16 protein-coding genes and 1 tRNA gene are annotated in these 15,214 nt (G+C 70.9%); 6 read left to right on the top strand and 11 right to left on the bottom strand.

Translation table 11 applies throughout. The features are described 5' to 3' along the window. Positions 1-106 precede the first annotated feature (106 nt). The 4 genes from ACIBK6_RS04250 to ACIBK6_RS04235 all read right to left on the bottom strand — a co-directional run bounded on the left by ACIBK6_RS04250 (position 107) and on the right by ACIBK6_RS04235 (position 2,813). Positions 107-958 carry an RNA polymerase sigma factor SigF gene (locus ACIBK6_RS04250; protein ID WP_399048633.1) on the bottom strand — a complete coding sequence of 284 codons (852 nt, stop codon included), beginning with the start codon at positions 956-958 and terminating at the stop codon, positions 107-109. 247 nt (positions 959-1,205) lie between these two features. Then, positions 1,206-2,081 carry an RNA polymerase sigma factor SigF gene (locus ACIBK6_RS04245; protein WP_399048631.1) on the bottom strand — a complete coding sequence of 292 codons (876 nt, stop codon included), beginning with the start codon at positions 2,079-2,081 and terminating at the stop codon, positions 1,206-1,208. A gap of 208 nt (positions 2,082-2,289) precedes the next feature. Then, complete coding sequence (locus tag ACIBK6_RS04240) at positions 2,290-2,583, bottom strand: Dabb family protein (RefSeq protein ID WP_399048629.1); 294 nt, start codon at positions 2,581-2,583, stop codon at positions 2,290-2,292. A gap of 68 nt (positions 2,584-2,651) precedes the next feature. Then, a complete protein-coding gene (locus ACIBK6_RS04235) occupies positions 2,652-2,813 on the bottom strand; it encodes a hypothetical protein (protein ID WP_399048628.1) in 162 nt (53 codons plus the stop codon). 519 nt (positions 2,814-3,332) lie between these two features. On the opposite strand from ACIBK6_RS04235, the gene ACIBK6_RS04230 reads away from it, so the two are divergent. After that, on the top strand, positions 3,333-4,652 hold the full coding sequence (locus ACIBK6_RS04230; protein ID WP_399048626.1) for an MFS transporter: 1,320 nt from the start codon (positions 3,333-3,335) through the stop codon (positions 4,650-4,652). Between the two features lie 137 nt (positions 4,653-4,789). Here the strand turns inward: ACIBK6_RS04230 and ACIBK6_RS04225 are convergent. From ACIBK6_RS04225 to ACIBK6_RS04210, 4 genes are all read right to left on the bottom strand, one after another. After that, positions 4,790-4,874: transfer RNA gene (locus tag ACIBK6_RS04225), tRNA-Ser, on the bottom strand. Between the two features lie 58 nt (positions 4,875-4,932). Continuing rightward, positions 4,933-5,361 carry a tRNA adenosine(34) deaminase TadA gene (gene tadA / locus ACIBK6_RS04220; protein WP_399048625.1) on the bottom strand — a complete coding sequence of 143 codons (429 nt, stop codon included), beginning with the start codon at positions 5,359-5,361 and terminating at the stop codon, positions 4,933-4,935. Positions 5,362-5,405: 44 nt separating this feature from the next. Beyond that, positions 5,406-5,975, bottom strand: a complete 570-nt coding sequence (locus ACIBK6_RS04215) for a hypothetical protein (protein WP_399048623.1) — start codon at positions 5,973-5,975, stop codon at positions 5,406-5,408. A gap of 139 nt (positions 5,976-6,114) precedes the next feature. Next, on the bottom strand, positions 6,115-6,294 hold the full coding sequence (locus ACIBK6_RS04210) for a hypothetical protein (RefSeq protein WP_399048622.1): 180 nt from the start codon (positions 6,292-6,294) through the stop codon (positions 6,115-6,117). Between the two features lie 124 nt (positions 6,295-6,418). Between ACIBK6_RS04210 and upp the strand changes: the two genes are divergently transcribed. Then, entirely contained in the window at positions 6,419-7,054 is a 636-nt protein-coding gene (upp, locus tag ACIBK6_RS04205; RefSeq protein ID WP_399048621.1) for a uracil phosphoribosyltransferase, read from the top strand. 109 nt (positions 7,055-7,163) lie between these two features. Here upp and ACIBK6_RS04200 read toward each other — a convergent pair whose 3' ends face one another. From ACIBK6_RS04200 to ACIBK6_RS04190, 3 genes are all read right to left on the bottom strand, one after another. Next, positions 7,164-7,796 (bottom strand): LytR C-terminal domain-containing protein, encoded by a 633-nt coding sequence (locus ACIBK6_RS04200; protein ID WP_399048619.1) that lies wholly within the window; start codon positions 7,794-7,796, stop codon positions 7,164-7,166. 113 nt (positions 7,797-7,909) lie between these two features. After that, a complete protein-coding gene (locus ACIBK6_RS04195; RefSeq protein ID WP_053725882.1) occupies positions 7,910-8,206 on the bottom strand; it encodes a type II toxin-antitoxin system VapB family antitoxin in 297 nt (98 codons plus the stop codon). Positions 8,207-8,434: 228 nt separating this feature from the next. After that, complete coding sequence (locus ACIBK6_RS04190; protein ID WP_399048618.1) at positions 8,435-9,025, bottom strand: HhH-GPD-type base excision DNA repair protein; 591 nt, start codon at positions 9,023-9,025, stop codon at positions 8,435-8,437. A gap of 196 nt (positions 9,026-9,221) precedes the next feature. Between ACIBK6_RS04190 and ACIBK6_RS04185 the strand changes: the two genes are divergently transcribed. From ACIBK6_RS04185 to ACIBK6_RS04170, 4 genes are all read left to right on the top strand, one after another. Beyond that, positions 9,222-11,648, top strand: coding sequence for a germacradienol/geosmin synthase (locus tag ACIBK6_RS04185; RefSeq protein WP_399048617.1), 2,427 nt, complete (start codon positions 9,222-9,224; stop codon positions 11,646-11,648). Positions 11,649-11,693: 45 nt separating this feature from the next. Next, positions 11,694-12,617, top strand: a complete 924-nt coding sequence (locus tag ACIBK6_RS04180) for a cation diffusion facilitator family transporter (RefSeq protein ID WP_399048616.1) — start codon at positions 11,694-11,696, stop codon at positions 12,615-12,617. 45 nt (positions 12,618-12,662) lie between these two features. Next, positions 12,663-13,445 (top strand): SDR family oxidoreductase, encoded by a 783-nt coding sequence (locus ACIBK6_RS04175; RefSeq protein WP_399048615.1) that lies wholly within the window; start codon positions 12,663-12,665, stop codon positions 13,443-13,445. A 209-nt stretch (positions 13,446-13,654) separates the two neighbouring features. Then, positions 13,655-15,181 carry an alpha/beta hydrolase gene (locus tag ACIBK6_RS04170; protein WP_399048614.1) on the top strand — a complete coding sequence of 509 codons (1,527 nt, stop codon included), beginning with the start codon at positions 13,655-13,657 and terminating at the stop codon, positions 15,179-15,181. Positions 15,182-15,214: the final 33 nt, after the last annotated feature.

Here is a 15,214-nt window from a genome sequence, read left to right as displayed (position 1 = left end):
TGTCTGACGATGCGTCAATTAACCAGAGCGACGGCCTCGTTCGGGCATCCCGGCCGGAAGTCGGGGATGCCCGGTCGGAGGCCGGGGGTCCCGGATCCCGGGATCCTCAGTCGGAGATCAGGCCCTCGCGGAGCTGGGCCAGCGTGCGGGTCAGCAGGCGCGAGACGTGCATCTGGGAGATGCCGACCTCCTCGCCGATCTGCGACTGCGTCATGTTCGCGAAGAACCGGAGCATGATGATCTGCCGTTCCCTGGGCGGGAGTTTGGCGAGCAGCGGCTTGAGGGACTCGCGGTACTCGACGCCTTCGAGCGCGGTGTCCTCGTAGCCGAGCCGGTCCGCGAGCGAGCCCTCGCCGCCGTCGTCCTCGGTGGCCGGCGAGTCGAGCGAGGAGGCGGTGTACGCGTTGCCGACCGCGAGCCCGTCGACCACGTCCTCCTCGGACACCCCGAGAACCGCCGCGAGTTCGGGGACCGTCGGCGAGCGGTCGAGCTTCTGGGCGAGCTCGTCGCTGGCCTTGGTGAGGGCGAGCCGCAGCTCCTGGAGGCGGCGCGGCACCCGCACCGACCACGAGGTGTCGCGGAAGAACCGCTTGATCTCGCCGACCACCGTGGGCATCGCGAACGTGGGGAATTCCACGCCCCGTTCGCAGTCGAAGCGGTCGATCGCCTTGATCAGGCCGATCGTGCCGACCTGGACGATGTCCTCCATGGGCTCGTTGCGGCTGCGGAACCTGGCGGCCGCGTACCGCACGAGCGGCAGGTTGAGCTCGATGAGCGTGTCGCGTACGTACGTACGCTCCGGGCTGTCGGTGTCCAGGGTGGCCAGCCGCAGGAACAAGGAGCGGGACAGCGTGCGGGTGTCGATGGCTGCGGTGTTTGCGGCGTGTCGGCGCACGATGGGCGCTGGTGCGCTCTTGGTGAGCGTGAGCACCTTCGAGCTGCCCTGTTCTGCGGACATGCCACCCCCTTGAGGTCGCGGACGGTCGTGTCGGGCCACGACCATTCGGAGGAAGCAGCCTCCACCTGAATACCGGACGCGGGGCTGCGGCAAACGCGGTTCCAGCAGAATGTCACATGTCGGCAACACGCTGTAGTGACTTGTCGACAAGTCGGGCCGGAGTACGTGCAGGAAGCAGGGGGTGCGGGGTATTTCCGGGCAGAATTTTCCGCCGGGGCGTGCCAGGAGCGCGGACCACTCGATCCGGTTACGCCTCGATTCGATTTGCGGATCGAAGCCGGGCGAAACTCCTGGCCAGAAGCCTTGACACATGCATCTGCGACACTCCCAATTCCTGACTGATCTGGGACTGCGTCAGATTGCTGTAATAGCGGAGCATCAGGATCCGCTGTTCCCGTTCGGGCAGTTGTACGAGCAGATGGCGGACCAGGTCCCGGTGTTCGACCCCGGCGAGCGCGGGGTCCTCGTAGCCGAGCCGGTCGAGCAGACCGGGCAGCCCGTCGCCCTCCTGGGCGGCTTCAAGTGAGGTCGCGTGGTACGAGCGGCCCGCCTCGATGCAGGCGAGCACCTCGTCCTCGCCGATCCGGAGCCGGTCGGCGATCTCGGCGGTGGTGGGGGAGCGGCCGTGCAGGGTCGTCAGGTCCTCGGTGGCGCCGTTCACCTGCACCCAGAGCTCGTGCAGGCGCCGGGGGACATGGACGGTGCGTACGTTGTCGCGGAAGTACCGCTTGATCTCGCCGACGACGGTGGGCATCGCGAAGGTGGGGAACTGCACGCCCCGGTCCGGGTCGAAGCGGTCGATCGCGTTGATCAGGCCGATCGTGCCGACCTGGACGACGTCCTCCATGGGCTCGTTGCGGGAGCGGAACCTGGCGGCCGCGTACCGCACCAGCGGCAGGTTCGCCTCGATGAGCGCCCCGCGCACCCGGTCGTGCTCCGGCGTGCCCGGTTCGAGCCCCTTGAGGCGACCGAACAGCACCTGGGTGAGGGCGCGGGTGTCCGCCCCCCGGGTGGAGGTTCTGACGGGGCCTCTGGGGCCCTCCGGGGAGTCCTGGGCGGGCACTTCGGGGGCGTCCTGGGGCTCGTTCTGGGGTGGGACTTGAGGCGTAGTACTGGCCGGCACTGTCACGCCACCCCTTTAGCTTCGGTCAACTCATCCGTCAAAAGCGGTCATAGCATCACAAGACATGTCCACTGTGTGCAAGCACCGTATAACTACGTGTTGAGGGCAAGTTGGGGCAGATGGGCCGGTCAGCGGCCCGCCGGGGAACGAAAAAGCCCCGCACCTCTCGGATGCGGGGCTTTGGCTGCGGACCGGGCCGCGGACCGGATCAGAACGGGTAGTCGGCGATCACCCAGGTGGCGAACTCGCGCCACTGCGCGGCCGCCGCCTGGTGGGCCGGGTGCTCCAGGTACCGCTTCAGCGCGTCCGCGTCGGCCACGGCGGCGTTGATGGCGAAGTCGTACGCGATCGGCCGCTCGGTGATGTTCCAGGCGCACTCCCAGAACTCGATCTCGGGAACGAGCCCGTCGAGCTCCTGGAACGCCTTCACACCGGCGGCCACCCGGGCCTCGTCGCGCCCCACGCCCTCATTGAGCTTGAACAGGACCAGGTGGCGGATCATGAACGTCTCCTACGGCTTGCGACTACGGCTTATGGCGGCGGTGACTCGGCTGAGTCTGCCGGGGCGGCTCAGCGGACCAGGTTGGTCATGAACTTCCCGACGCCCTTGGCCGCGCTCGATATGCCCTCGAACCCAGTCTGGACCATCCCGGCGGCCTGCACCGGCGACGTGATGATCGTGTACAGCACGAAGACCACGACGACGTAGAGCAGGACCTTCTTGACGTCCACTTGCCTTGCCCCTCCCCGGCGGTCCGCTGTGTGATCGGGCGAGTCTAACCGCCATGTGGCCGGTTCTCACCCAGCCTTTATGGACCAAGGACCCGGTGATCGGGGCCCTTCGCCCGACGGTACGGACGTGACGAGGGAGCAGGATGGTTCCTGAGCCCTCCGGATCTGGCAGGAATGCGGAGGGCCAGGAACAGGGCCTCACTGCGGGGCCCGCGCCGCGCGCTTCCCCTGACTGCGGCGCAGGGCTTGCAGGTTCTGTTCTCATCGGGGGAAGCGGCTTGTCCCCCCGATGCCGCTTCCCCCGTCCCCACGTCGAAGCCCCGGTCACTTCCCCGACCGGGGCTTCTGCGCGTCCTCGTACGTAAACCACAAAGCTGCGCCTCCCTAGCGCGGTGCCCGTCGGTGGTTCGTCCGAGGTTGTCCAGGGCGTGAGACGGCCCGGCCCCCGGCGTCTCCGTGCCGAGGTGGAGGGTTAGCGTCGGCGACCGCAATTGACGTAATCAAAGGGGGAGTTGAGCCGTGTCCGCGTCCACGAGTCTGCGTGCCGTCTTCATGGCGGGGCCCGCCCTGCCGCTCATCTCGTTCCTGGCCAGGCTGCCGGCCGCGATCTGTCCCATCGGCACGCTCCTGATGCTCACGGAGCTCAACGGGATCGGCCGGGCCGGGATCGTCGCCGGCCTGCTGTGGGCGGGGCAGGCCGTGGGCGGGCCGTTCCTCGGCCGGTTCGCCGACCGGCACGGGCACCGCCCGGTGATCCTGGGCGCCTCCCTCGCCAACGCTGCGGCGATCGCGGCCCTCGTCGGCGCGGTCCTCGCCGACCTGCCCGTACCGGCCGAAGCGGCCCTGGCGGCCGTGGTGGGACTGACCGTGCCGCAGGTCGGCCCGCTGTCCCGCACCCGCTGGATCGCCATTGTCGAAGCGCGCGGCACGCAGGATCAGCCGGCCGCCGCCCGGGAGCGGAACCGGGAACTGACCGGCCGGGTGCTGTCGTTCGACACCACGATCGACGAGATCGGCTTCATGGCGGGACCGGCGCTCGCGGGCCTGGCTGTCCTCCTGATCCATCCGGTGGCGGCGATGGTGCTGGCGGGTGCGCTCATCGCGGTCTTCGGCGCCCTGTTCGCCGTCCACCCCACCGCGCCACGCGGTACGGGCGCGAAAGCCGCGTCCGGGGTGCGGGTGCTGACCCCGGCGCTGGGCGTGCTCTTCGCGATGGCGCTGCTCCAGGGAACGATCTGGGGCAGCGCCAACGCGGGTGTCAGCGCGCTGGCCGAGCACCTCGGCGATGCCGGAATGGCGGGGTTCATCTGGGGCGCCATGGCGGTGACGAGCTCCCTCGCCGGTCTCGCCACCACGATGAGGACCGCGAAACGGGACCTGACGGTACGCCTCAGGCTGGCCATCGTGGGCCAGCTGATCCTGCTGGTGCCGCTGCTCGCCGTGGACAGCTTCCTCGGCGCGGCCGCGGCCGTCGCGGGCATCGGCCTCGCCGTGGCCCCCCACCTGATCGCGGTCTTCGGCCTCGCCGAGCGGGTCGCGCCGAGCGAGCGGATGGGCGAGGCGATGGCCCTGCTCGGCAGCGGCCTGATCGCCGGCCAGGGAATCGCGGCCCTGGCCGCCGGCCAACTGGCCCAGCACTCCGGCTACCCCGCCGCCTTCATCCTGACCTGCGCATCGGGCACGGCAGCGGCCCTGACCGCCCTGACGCTGGTCCGCCCCACCACGTTCGCGTCCGCCCCTGCGGCGAGCGCGACGGCGGTGGAAGTGACGGGGCCGGCGACCGACTCCCGGACAGGTAGCAGTTCGGGACAGGCGGGCCGTCGCCGCGCAGCCGGCTGAAGCCGACGTCCAGGTGCACCCGAACTCTGGTCCTTCTCAGGCGAGTTGGCAGATTTCCCCACCCGCCCGTGTGGACTCGCCCACACGCAAAACACCCCGCCGCCCTGAGTTTCCTCAGGTCAGCGGGGTGTTGAAAGCGGTAGCGGAGGGATTTGAACCCTCGGTGAGTTTCCCCACACTCGCTTTCGAGGCGAGCTCCTTCGGCCGCTCGGACACGCTACCGAGAGAGAGCTTAGCCCAAGGTGGGCCGTGGTTTGAAATCGGTTCGGCGAGACGTCGGTCACCGCTGCCGGAAGAACGCCGTCAGCTGCGCCGAGCACTCCGCTTCGAGGACGCCCGCGATCACCTCGGGGCGGTGGTTGAGCCTCCGGTCGCGTACGAGGTCCCACAGCGAGCCGGCCGCGCCCGCCTTCTCGTCGCGGGCGCCGTACACGAGCCGGTCGATCCGGGACTGCACGATGGCGCCCGCGCACATCACGCACGGCTCCAGGGTGACGACGAGCGTGCAGCCGGTCAGCCGCCACTCGCCGGTCCGCTCCGCCGCGCGGCGGAGCGCGAGGATCTCCGCGTGCGCGGTCGGATCGCCCGTCTCCTCGCGCTCGTTGTGCCCGGACGCGAGGAACGAGCCGTCCGCGGCCAGTACGACCGCGCCGACCGGCACATCGCCGGCCGACTCGGCCTCGGCGGCCCCGGCCAGGGCAGAGCGCATCGGCTCCGTCCATCGTTCTCGTACGGGGTCGTGCGGGTGCGGCACTAGCGGACGGCCTCCAGGACCTCGGCCGCGCCGAGCGCATCCGCGATCGTCACGAGGGCGTCGCCCTCGAGCGCGAGGAGCTCCCGCTCGGCGACCCCGAGGTCGGCGAGGATCGCGCTCTCGCCGAGCGGCCCGGCCGGCACGGCGGCGAGGTCCTCGTCGCCGTCCGGGTCGTCCGCGACCGCTTGCGCCGCGTCCTCGTCGTAACCGTCCTCCGTGCCGTCGAGGTCAAGGGCCTCCAGCTCGTCCTCCTCGTCGTCCTGGTCGTGGCCGAGCAGTTCGTCGGTGAGCATGGCCCCGTACGAGGAGCGGGCTGCAACGGCGGCGTTGGAGACGAAGACGCGCGGGTCCTCCTCGCCGTCGACGCGGACGACGCCGAACCAGGCATCCTCCTGCTCGATGAAGACGAGCACCGTGTCGTCGGCCCCGTCGGCCGCTGCTTCCCGGGCCAGGTCGGCCAGATCGGCCAGCGTCTCCACATTGTCGAGCTCTGTGTCGCTCGCTTCCCACCCGTCTTCGGTGCGCGCGAGCAGTGCGGCGAAGTACACCGTGACTCTCCCACTGGTCATAGGCGTGCCGGTTGGGGGTCCCCCCGGCTGTGGCTTCCTTCGGAATCGTGGCAGAAAACCACGCGGATGCGAGAGTTCTTCCACGGTTGCGTTTTTCCGGTCGCCGCGATCACGGGCTCGGGGGCACCGGAATCGCGGGTCACCAGCGGAAGGTTCGCATGCGCATGGCCTGCCGCATACGGGCCGCGCGGGCGCGCCGCGGCTGGACCCGCTCGCGCAGCGCCTTCGCCTCGTGGAGTTCGCGCAGGAACTGGGCGCGCCGCCGACGGCGGTCGGCATCGTTCTCCGGCTGCTGGTCTCGGTCGCGCTCGTCCGGCATTGGCCCACACCGCCCCGGGGTCGGTTCGTGCCTCCCACCTTCCCCCCGTTCGGCCGCTTGACGCCAGCGCGAACCATCAGCAGGTGGGGCGCGGTGCCCCTACGCCCCGGTTACTGTGGACGTCATGCGGATCCATGTCGTCGACCACCCTCTCGTGGCGCACAAGCTCACCACGCTGCGCGACAAGCGCACCGACTCCCCGACCTTCCGGCGGCTCGCCGACGAGCTGGTCACCCTGCTCGCCTACGAGGCCACCCGGGACGTGCGCACCGAGCAGGTCGACATCGAGACCCCGGTGACGCCGACCACCGGCGTGAAGCTCTCGCACCCGCGTCCGCTGGTGGTCCCGATCCTTCGGGCGGGCCTGGGCATGCTCGACGGCATGGTGCGGCTGCTGCCGACCGCCGAGGTGGGCTTCCTCGGCATGATCCGCAACGAGGAGACCCTGGAGGCCTCCACGTACGCGTCCCGGATGCCCGAGGACCTCTCCGGCCGCCAGGTGTACGTCCTGGACCCGATGCTGGCGACCGGCGGCACGCTCGTCGCGGCGATCCGGGAGCTGATCAAGCGCGGCGCCGACGACGTGACCGCCGTGGTGCTGCTCGCGGCCCCCGAGGGCGTCGAGGTCATGGAGCGCGAACTCGCGGGCACTCCGGTGACCGTGGTGACCGCCTCGGTCGACGAGCGCCTGAACGAGCACGGCTACATCGTGCCGGGCCTCGGCGACGCGGGCGACCGGATGTACGGGACCGCGAGCTAGGCGATCTTGTGGAAGTCCGGTGCGGTACCGCGCCCTGAAGGGGCGCGGGGAACTGCGCGACCAGCCAGGGCTGGCCCGCAGCCGACGAACACCACTTCCCGCGGAGCGCTCAGCACTTCCCGGAGGGCGCGGGCGCGGGCTTGGCCAGGGCGGCCAGGGCCGTGGTCGCGTCCTGCGGCGTGTTCAAGGCCCCGAACGTCGTGCCGATGATGAGGTCGACGTCCGGCGTGTCGCGCGTGTCGATCTTCTGCTGCGCGCCCTTGAGCTGCGTACCGAGCACGGAGAGCGGGCCCCGGGTGGCCGCCGGGTTGCCGAGCAGTATTCCGTTGCCCGGGACCTTCTTGTCGTACTCCTCGGGCGCGTTGCCGACCTTGCCGATCGCGAAGCCGCGCTTCTTCAGCTCGTCGGCCACCGACTTGGCGAGGCCGCCGCGCGGGGTCGCGTTGTAGACGTTGACGGTGATCTGGGCGGGCTTCGGCAGCGCCTGCGCCTGTGCCTGGGGCGCGGCGGACGCGGGGGGCGTCTTGCAGTTCCCCTTGGCAGTGGCCGCCTTCGCGCCACTGTGGCCGCCGAACACGTCGATGAGCTGGATCGTCCCCCAGCCGATCACGCCGAGGGCCAGGACCGCGCCGACCAGCGCGAGGACGAGCCGGCCGCGATTTCGGGGACGCCGCATCCGCGGGTACGCGTCGCCCTTGATGCGGTACTTTCCGCCCATGCCGGGGGGAGTGAGCATGCTCATAGCGGCAGGGTAATGCCGTTATGTGACGATGCCTACTAAATGATCAATGCCCGGCGCGCGTGTGCGCCCGTATGCGCCTCAAAAGGTCCGAAAGGCTCATCCGGCTGTCGGAGTCAGTCCATTTCGAGTACGCGCGCGTGCAGGACCTGGCGCTGCTGGAGCGCCGCCCGTACCGCCCGGTGCAGCCCGTCCTCCAGGTAGAGGTCACCCTGCCACTTCACGACGTGCGCGAAGAGGTCGCCGTAGAACGTGGAGTCCTCGGCGAGCAGGGTCTCCAGGTCGAGCTGGCCCTTGGTGGTCACGAGCTGATCGAGCCGGACCGGGCGCGGCGCGACGTCCGCCCACTGACGGGTGCTTTCCCGGCCGTGGTCGGGGTACGGCCGTCCGCTTCCGATGCGCTTGAAGATCACACGGAAAGCCTACCGGGCGAGCGGCTCCGGGCGCAGCCATGGAACGCGAGTGCAATCCCGCGCAAAATGCAAGAAACCCGACGTAGTGGGCGTGTCATGACGGACAGCGACCTGACAGCGGCCGGACGGTGGCCGCGCCCGAGCCCATCAGCGCCGCCCGCGCGGGCGAAACCGGAGCGCGGGATCGCGCTGCGGCGCTCTCCGCCCCGCCCGCGCCCCCGGCAGCGCTCACTTCGCCGCCTTGGCCGCTCTCGCCGCCGCCTTCGCCTCCTGCTTGTACGCTCTGACCTTGGTCAGGGACTCGGGGCCGGTGATGTCGGCGACCGAGCGGAAGCAGTTCTCCTCGCCGTAGGCGCCCGCGGCCTCGCGCCAGCCCTTGGGGCGGACGCCGAGCTGCTTGCCGAGCAGCGCGAGGAAGATCTTCGCCTTCTGCTCGCCGAAGCCGGGCAGCGCCTCAAGCCGGGCCAGGAGCTCGGCGCCGGTCCGCGCCCCCGTCCACACCCCGGCCGCGTCACCCTCGTACTCCTCGACGAGGAACTGGCACAGCTGCTGGATCCGCTTCGCCATCGAGCCCGGGTAGCGGTGCACGGCCGGCTTCTCCTTGAGGAGTTCGGCGAAGGCCTCCGGGTCGTACGCGGCGATCGCCCCGGCGTCGAGATCGTCCACCCGCATCCGCTGAGCGATCGTGTACGGGCCGGAGAACGCCCACTCCATGGGGACCTGCTGGTCGAGCAGCATGCCGACCAGGGCGGCCAGCGGGCTGCGGCCGAGCAGCTCGTCGGCCTCGGGCTGCTGGGCGAGCCGAAGGGTTGTGTCCATGCCTCGATGATCGGCGGGCGGCGGCCCGGCCGCATGCGGACACCGACGGGCGGGTACTGCGTGCCGCGATCCGCAAGGGGTGTTTCCGAGCGGACTCACGCTTTCGCATGACAGGCGTACGGGGCCCGAATGGGCGCGGGGCGGCGGGGTAGTTCGGGGCCGACCGTCAACGCGCGTACCAGGAGGGGCGACCGCAGTGACCCAGCCTTTTGTCCTGCCGGATTTCTACATGCCGTATCCGGCCCGGCTCAATCCGCATCTCGAAGCGGCCCGGGTGCACACCCGGAAGTGGGCGGCCGAGATGGGCATGCTGGAGGGCTCCGGGATCTGGGAGCTCAAGGACCTCGAAGCGCACGACTACGCGCTGCTCTGCTCGTACACCCACCCCGACTGCGACGCCGAGCAGCTGGCCCTGGTGACCGACTGGTACGTGTGGGTGTTCTTCTTCGACGACCACTTCCTGGAGACGTTCAAACGGACCCTGGACCGCAAGGGCGGCAAGGAGTACCTCGACCGGCTGCCCGCCTTCATGCCGATGGACCTGGCCGACGGATTCCCGGAGCCGGCCAACCCCGTCGAGGCGGGCCTCGCCGATCTGTGGGCGCGGACCGTGCCGTCGATGACGAACGAGTGGCGCGAGCGCTTCGCCGTCAGCACCCGCAATCTGCTCAACGAGTCGCTGTGGGAGCTCGCCAACATCAACGCGGGGCGGATCTCCAACCCCGTCGAGTACATCGAGATGCGCCGCAAGGTGGGCGGGGCGCCCTGGTCGGCCGGGCTCATCGAGTACGCGGCGAACGCCGAACTCCCCGCGGCCGTCGCCCGGTCGAGGCCGCTGCGCGTCCTGACGGACGCCTTCGCCGACGGCGTGCACCTGCGCAACGACCTGTTCTCCTACCAGCGCGAGGTGGAGGACGAGGGCGAACTCAGCAACGGCGTCCTGGTACTTGAGACCTTCCTCGGCTGTACGACGCAGGAGGCCGCCGAGGCCGTCAACGACCTGCTGACCTCGCGGCTCCAGCAGTTCGAGAACACCGCGCTGACCGAAGTCCCCGCGCTGTGCCTGGAGAAGGGCCTCACACCGGTCGAGTGCGCGGCGGTCGGGGCGTACGTCAAGGGGCTCCAGGACTGGCAGTCCGGCGGCCAGGAGTGGCACCTGCGCTCCAGCCGCTACATGAACGAGGGCGCCGCCGGGCCCTCCCTCTTCGACGGGGTGCTCGGCACCTCGGCGCTCTACATCACGACCCTGTTCGGCCGCCCGGCCGCGGCCCGGCAGCGCAGCTTCACGCACGTACCGATGCAGAAGGTCGGGCAGTCGCTGCTGCCCGACTTCGACGTGCCGTACCCGCTCACGGTCAGCCCGCACGCGGCCGAGGCCCGCGAGCTGTCCATCGCCTGGGCGGACCGGACGGGGCTGCTCGGCGACATCTGGGACGCGGAGAAACTCGCGGGCTACGACTTCGCGCTCTGCTCGGCCGGAATCGACCCCGACGCGACCCTGGAGGAGCTGGAACTCAGCGCCGAGTGGCTGACCTGGGGAACGTACGGCGACGACTACTACCCACTGGTGTACGGGCGTTCGCGCGATCTGGCCGGGGCGCGGGCCTGCACCGAGCGGTTCTCCGCGTGCATGCCGGTGGACGAGCCGGAGGCCGGGCTCCTGGCAGCCGAGACCCCCATGGAGCGCGGCCTCGCCGACCTGTGGGCGCGCACGGCCGGGCCGATGAGTCCCGAGGCCCGCGCGGACTTCCGCCGGTCGGTCGACGTCATGCTGGAGAGCTGGCTCTGGGAGCTGCACAACCAGTCCCAGCACCGCATCCCCGACCCCGTCGACTACATCGAGATGCGCCGGTACACCTTCGGCTCCGACCTCACGATGAGCCTGTCCCGGCTGCGCCACGCGGGCCGGCTGCCGCCCGGGATCTACCAGAGCGGCCCGGTCCGCGACCTGGAGAACTCGGCGGCGGACTACTGCTGCCTCCTCAACGACGTGTTCTCGTACCAGAAGGAGATCGAGTACGAGGGCGAGCTGCACAACGGCGTCCTCGTCATCCAGAACTTCTTCAACTGCGACTACCCGACGGCGCTGCGCATCGTGGACGACCTGATGCGGTCGCGGCTGCGGCAGTTCCAGCACGTGGTGGACAGCGAACTCCCCGTGCTGTACGAGGACTTCGAGCTCGACGAGGAGGGGCGGGCGGTCCTCGACGCCCATGTGGCCGAACTCCAGGACTGGATCGCGGGCATCCTGAACTGGCACCGCTCGGCCCGCCGCTACATGGCCGATGACCTGCCGGGGTCCCTGCCGCACGGGGGCGGCCTCCATGCGGAGCCGGAGGCGGGGGCGGCACCGTGGTGGATGCGGCCCACGGGGGTGGGGACGTCCGCGGACCGGGTGCGGCTGCCGGAGGCGATCGCTTCGGCGCTGCCGGGGGCGGGGGCTCCGTCGGTGGGGAGGGGGGCCACGCCGGACGTGGCTGCTGGGGCTCCCGTGGCTGCTGTGCCCTCGCTGCCCGGGGTGCTGCCCACGCCCTCCGGCTCCGCCGTCCCCGCGCTGCCCCTGCCGGCGGACTGGGTGCCCAGCCTGCCCGTGCCCACGGTGGCGGGAGGCCACGCCTCGTGATCCTCTGAGGTGTGCGGGGGCCCCACCCGGCACGAGGAGGCGCGTATGGGACACGACCACGGCGCGCCCTCCGCCGCAACCGGCACGCTCAGCGGTACGTACCGCAAGCGGCTCCTGTGGACCATCGGCATCAGTGCGTCGATCACCCTCATCCAGGTGGTCGGCGCGCTGCTGTCCGGCAGCCTCGCGCTGCTCGCCGACGCCGCGCACAGCCTCACCGACGCGATCGGGGTGTCCCTCGCGCTCGGCGCGATCACGCTCGCCCAGCGCGCCCCGACCCCGCGCCGCACCTTCGGCTTCTACCGGGTGGAGATCTTCTCGGCGGTCCTGAACGCGCTGCTGCTCGCGGCGATCTTCGTCTGGGTGCTGTGGTCGGCGATCGGCCGCTTCAGCGAGCCCGTCGAGGTCAAGGGCGGGCTGATGTTCGCGGTCGCGCTGGGCGGGCTCGCCGCGAACCTGGTGGGCCTGTGGCTGCTGAAGGACGCCAAGGACAAGAGCCTCAACCTGCGCGGCGCCTACCTGGAGGTGCTAGGTGACGCGCTGGGTTCGGTCGCGGTGATCGTGGGCGGCCTGGTCATCCTGCTCACCGGCTGGCAGGCCGCGGACCCGATCGCCTCGATCGTCATCGGGCTGCTGATCGTGCCGAGGACGTACGGGCTGCTCCGCGACGCCCTGCACGTGCTGATGGAGGCGGCACCGCAGGACGTGGATCTGGCCCAGGTGCGCCGACACATGCTGGACGAGCCGGGTGTGGTCGACGTACACGATCTGCACGGCTGGACCGTGACCTCCGGGATGCCTGTGCTCACCGCACATGTGGTGGTGTCGGCGGCGGCCCTGGACGGCGGGTACGGGGCGCTGCTCGCCCGGCTCCAGAGCTGTGTGGGAGAGCACTTCGACGTGGCGCACTCCACGATCCAGCTGGAACCGGAGGGCCACAGCGAGGCCGCGGAATCCTTCCACACCTGACTGTCACAGACGGCGGGCCCCTCTCGTCCCTCCGGTATGGACACCATGAACACGAAGAGCACGAACACGCTGGACATCGCGGTCGCCGGAGGCACCGGCACGCTGGGCCGCCATGTCGTGGCGGAACTGCGGGCGCGCGGTCACAACGTGCGGGTGCTGAGCCGGAGTTCGGCCGAGTACCGGGTCGACCTGACCACGGGCGAGGGTCTGGCGGCCGCGCTCGCGGGCTGCGACGTGGTGGTCGACGCGGCGAACTCCACCTCCCCGCGCGCCATGCGCGCCACCCTCGTGGACGGCACGAGGCGGCTGCTCGCCGCGGAGCGGGCGGCGGGGGTGGGCCACCACGTGTGCGTCTCGATCGTGGGGTGCGACCGGGTGCCGATGCCCTACTACAAGATCAAGACGGCGCAGGAGGACGCGGTGGCGGCGGGCCCGGTGCCGTGGACGATCGTGCGGGCCACGCAGTTCCACGAGCTGATCGCGAGCATGTTCACCGCGATGGCCCGCGCCCGTGTGCTGCTGGTCCCGAGGGACGTCCGCCTCCAGACGATCGCCGCGGTCGAGGCGGCCGGTGCCGTGGCGGACGTGGCCGAGTCGGCACCGCGCCGGGCCCGTGTGGAGGCGGCGGGCCCGCAGGTGACGGACCTGCGAACCCTGACCGAGGAATGGCGGTCCGCCACCGCCCGCAGGGCCGTTTTGCTTCCCGTCCCCCTCCCGGGCCCGCTAGGCCGGGCCCTGCGCTCGGGCGGCCTCACCTCGGACGATCCGCAGGCCCGGGGGGCCGTGGCCTTCGCGGAGTGGCTGCGGGACGCGGAGCGGCGCAAGTGAGGTCGGTGCGGAGGCCTGCGCAGCACTGGCGTGCGCGGAAGTGACCCGGCGCGGAAGTCGGCGCCGCACCGGCCCGCGCGAAAGGTAGACCGGCAGGCTCGGGGACGCTGACCGGCGCGGTTACTGAGGGTGAGCCGGGTTCGGCGCGCGGGATGGGGTGGGGGTGCCTAGCCTGGTCGGGGGGCTTGGCTTCCTGGAAGGGTGAGTCGATGCTCGCTCGACGCGTGATCGCGGCCGGAGCCGGGGCGGCTCTGGCGCTGATCGGCCCCGCGGCCGTCACCGAGGCCGCCGGGCCGGGTCCCGATCTGGGGCGGTTCTACCAGCAGAAGATCGGCTGGGAGGCCTGCAAGCCCAAGGAGAGCCAGACCGGCGAACTCCTGGATTCCGTACGGGAAATGGAGTGCGGCACCCTCAGCGTGCCGATCGACTACGCGGATCCCGGCAGCGGCGCCATCTCGCTCGCGGTGTCCCGCTTCAAGACGTCGGCGCGCGGCAGCGACCGCAAGGGCTCCGTCGTCTTCAACTTCGGCGGGCCCGGCGCCTCCGGAGTCGACGGCCTGGCCGGGTTCCGGGCCGAGGCGGCCGGCCTCGGCAAGCACTACGACCTGGTCAGCTTCGACCCGCGCGGGGTCGCGCGCAGCTCCCCCGTGCACTGCGGCGGCGAGGGTGAACTGAGCCGGCTGGAAGGCGAGAGCCCGAACGCGCCGGGCACGGCCGCCGCCGCTGTGGACGAGGCGAAGCGCATCGCCCGGGCCTGCCGCGACAAGACCGGTCCGCTGCTCGACCACGTCGGCACCATCAACGCCGCCCGGGACATGGACGTACTGCGCCAGGCGCTCGGCGACGACAAGCTCAACTACCTCGGCATCTCGTACGGGACGCGGCTCGGCGCGGTCTACGCGAGCCAGTTCCCGAAGAAGACCGGGCGGATGGTCCTCGACGCCGTCGACACCTTGCGGGGCTCCGCCAAGCAGGACGCGCTGACCCAGACCAGGGGGTTCCAGCGGGCGCTCGACGCCTTCTTCGCGGGCTGCGCCCAGCAGAACTGCGAGCTCGGCAGCAGCCCGCAGGAGGTCAAGGCGTCCTTCGACAAGGCGGTCGCCGAGCTCGCCGACGGGCGGGTGGTGACGTCCGCCGGAAACCAGGACTTCACCGGCGCCGACCTCCAGAACGCCGTGCGGTCCGCCCTGTACAGCCAGGCCTCCTGGCCGGTCCTGTCCTCCGGCATCGCGGCCCTGCTCCAGGACCGCGACCCCTCGGTCCTCGTCTCGATCAACGACGCGATGCAGAACACGTTCGCCGACAACGCGGGCGAGGCGCTGCTCGCGATCAATTGCGCGGACGATCCGGAACGGCCGGCCGACCCCGCGAAGGAATTCAACGACGTACGCGGGCAACTGGCGGCGGAATCCCCGTACTTCGGCCCGGACGCGGCCGGGCAGGCCGTCGCCTGCACGGGGTGGCCCGCGGGCACGGACTACATCCGCCGGATAGACCACCCCGGTGCGCCCAAGATCCTGGTCGTGGGCGGCAGGGGCGACCCGGCGACGCCGTACCAGTGGGCCCAGGACACCGCCAAGCGGCTCGGCTCGGGCGTACTCCTCACCTACGAGGGCGAGGGCCACGGGGCGTACGCGGCCTCCCGGTGCATCCGGGCGAAGGTGGACGCGTTCTTCGCGGCGGGGACGGTACCGAAGGAGGGGACGAGCTGCCCGGCGGAGGTTCCGCAGGAGTAGGGCGGGGTCACATGTGGCGGTAGCGCGTGGTGG

The organism is Streptomyces sp. NPDC050485 (genome assembly GCF_044458185.1).
Classification (GTDB): Bacteria; Actinomycetota; Actinomycetes; order Streptomycetales; family Streptomycetaceae; genus Streptomyces.
This window is presented reverse-complemented; position numbering and strand designations above follow the sequence as displayed.

Coding starts and splice junctions, on each gene's coding strand:
- ACIBK6_RS04170 (WP_399048614.1), top strand. CDS start 13,655: ATGCTCGCTCGACGCGTGATCGCGGCCGGAGCCGGGGCGGCTCTGGCG.
- ACIBK6_RS04250 (WP_399048633.1), bottom strand. CDS start 958: ATGTCCGCAGAACAGGGCAGCTCGAAGGTGCTCACGCTCACCAAGAGC.
- upp (WP_399048621.1), top strand. CDS start 6,419: ATGCGGATCCATGTCGTCGACCACCCTCTCGTGGCGCACAAGCTCACC.
- ACIBK6_RS04180 (WP_399048616.1), top strand. CDS start 11,694: ATGGGACACGACCACGGCGCGCCCTCCGCCGCAACCGGCACGCTCAGC.
- ACIBK6_RS04215 (WP_399048623.1), bottom strand. CDS start 5,975: ATGACCAGTGGGAGAGTCACGGTGTACTTCGCCGCACTGCTCGCGCGC.
- ACIBK6_RS04190 (WP_399048618.1), bottom strand. CDS start 9,025: ATGGACACAACCCTTCGGCTCGCCCAGCAGCCCGAGGCCGACGAGCTG.
- ACIBK6_RS04175 (WP_399048615.1), top strand. CDS start 12,663: ATGAACACGAAGAGCACGAACACGCTGGACATCGCGGTCGCCGGAGGC.
- tadA (WP_399048625.1), bottom strand. CDS start 5,361: ATGCGCTCTGCCCTGGCCGGGGCCGCCGAGGCCGAGTCGGCCGGCGAT.
- ACIBK6_RS04200 (WP_399048619.1), bottom strand. CDS start 7,796: ATGAGCATGCTCACTCCCCCCGGCATGGGCGGAAAGTACCGCATCAAG.
- ACIBK6_RS04240 (WP_399048629.1), bottom strand. CDS start 2,583: ATGATCCGCCACCTGGTCCTGTTCAAGCTCAATGAGGGCGTGGGGCGC.
- ACIBK6_RS04210 (WP_399048622.1), bottom strand. CDS start 6,294: ATGCCGGACGAGCGCGACCGAGACCAGCAGCCGGAGAACGATGCCGAC.